Below are 1618 nucleotides of genomic sequence, written 5' to 3' on the forward strand. Positions count from 1 at the left end.
CCCGCAAAATTCATGAGGCTGAGCGGGCGGCCTGACATCGTCCGGTTTGCTCGCTTTGTGGTTGTGCGACCGCGCGTCGTGGGTGCCGGGTTCGGGGCCGGCGGCAGGATGCGGATCGCGGAGCTGGCTGGTTGCGGTTCGGAGGGCTCGGCTGGGGCATCCGCCCCAGCGCTTAGCAGATCAGGCGCGGCATGCGCTCGAGGGCGAGGCGCAGGATGGCCTTGTGCGGGCAGGCGCTCGGCAGGTGCAGCACGACCCGGGTCTTCAGCGCGACGACGCGGGTGGCGAGCTTGACCAGGCGCAGGCGGAGGGTGTCGAGCTGCGCCACGCGCCAAGTGGAGCGCTTCGGCATGAGGCTGCGGAGCGACCAAAGCAGCCAGTAAGCAGCGGTGTGCAGCATCAAGCGAAACTGGTTGGCGGTGGCGCGGCAACACGAGGTCCGATCGGCAGCGAGGTGGCGCTTCCAGGCCTTGATGTGGTTCTCGGCCTGTCCCCTCGCGCAGTACAGGTCCTCGTAGATCCGCCGCGGCGTGCCGCCGGCGAGGTTGGTGACGACGAAGCGTGTGTCGGTGCCCTGCGGCCCGGCCTCGACGCGAGCGATGACGCGCTCGACCCGGCTCCAGCTGCCGGCGCCGTCCCAGAACGCCTTGTAGCGGCGCAGCTTGTCGCTGCCCGGTGTCGCCGCGTGCCGGGTAGCGGTGCTCTGTTCCAGCGCCGCGACATGCTTGTGGAGCGTGGTGGTGGCGGCCACGCCGAGCACGAAGTCAAGCCGCTCGGCGCGGCAGAAGTCGAGCACCTCGGGCGCGCAGTAATGGCTGTCGGCGCGGATCAGGATCTCGACCTGGGGCCAATGGCTCCGGATCCCGCGCACCAGGCGGCGCAGGAAGGCACGGGCCTCGGCACCCGTGGGGCGCCGGGCGGGGCGCAGCATGGCGACCACGGGCCGACCCTCACCGTCGAACACCACGATCGGCTGAAAGCCGTACTCGTCGTAGTAGGCGTTGAACAGCCGCAGCTGCTGCCCGCCGTGAACAGCGTCAAAGGTGTCGTCGAGGTCGAGCACGATGCGTCGGGGCACCTGCCGGAAGCTGCCGCAGTACAGCCCCACCATGGCGCGGGCCATCCGCAGCAGCGCGCGCACATCCGGCAGGTTCTCGAGCCGTGAGATGGTCGGCTGCGAGCAGAGCGGGTCGCTGCCGGGCAGACGGTCAAGGGCGAGCTTGAAGACCGGATCGTGCCGCAGGCTGTTGGCGTCGTTGCCGTCCTCGTAGCCCGCCGCAATCATCAACATGCGGAAGCGCAGGATAGCGGCGAGGCGGTGCTGGATCCGCTCCGGCGCGCGCGGGTCCTCGATGCAGGCCGCCAGCCGGTCGGCGATGCCGAGCCGACGCTCGACTTCGCGCAGGGCTAACAGGCCACCGTCGGAGGAGAGTTGCCCGCCGTCGAAGCGGGCGATCAGGGGCTTGCCGCCGACCGGTGACAGGCCGGGCAGCGGCGGGGTAGGTTCAACCGTGACGGGCATGGCCTCCGGACGCGGCTGGATTTGAGTGTCGCAGCCAAATTCTACGTCCGCACAACCGCTTGCGCCATGCCCGTCAGCCCTCGCGCATAATCCGGG

At 69.9% G+C, this 1618-nt stretch carries 1 protein-coding gene; it reads right to left on the bottom strand.

Going from position 1 to position 1618, the window contains the following annotated elements; genetic code table 11:
- Window positions 1-172: 172 nt before the first annotated feature.
- Entirely contained in the window at window positions 173-1522 is a 1350-nt protein-coding gene (locus E2C06_RS36350) for an IS1380 family transposase (protein WP_133293367.1), read from the bottom strand.
- Between the last annotated feature and the right edge of the window lie 96 nt (window positions 1523-1618).

This window comes from Dankookia rubra (assembly GCF_004355005.1).
In the GTDB taxonomy this organism is placed as follows: domain Bacteria; phylum Pseudomonadota; class Alphaproteobacteria; order Acetobacterales; family Acetobacteraceae; genus Paracraurococcus; species Paracraurococcus ruber_A.

Bases quoted from the DNA above. Each gene is read 5' to 3' on its own strand.
- E2C06_RS36350 (WP_133293367.1), bottom strand. From the start codon at position 1,522: ATGCCCGTCACGGTTGAACCTACCCCGCCGCTGCCCGGCCTGTCACCG.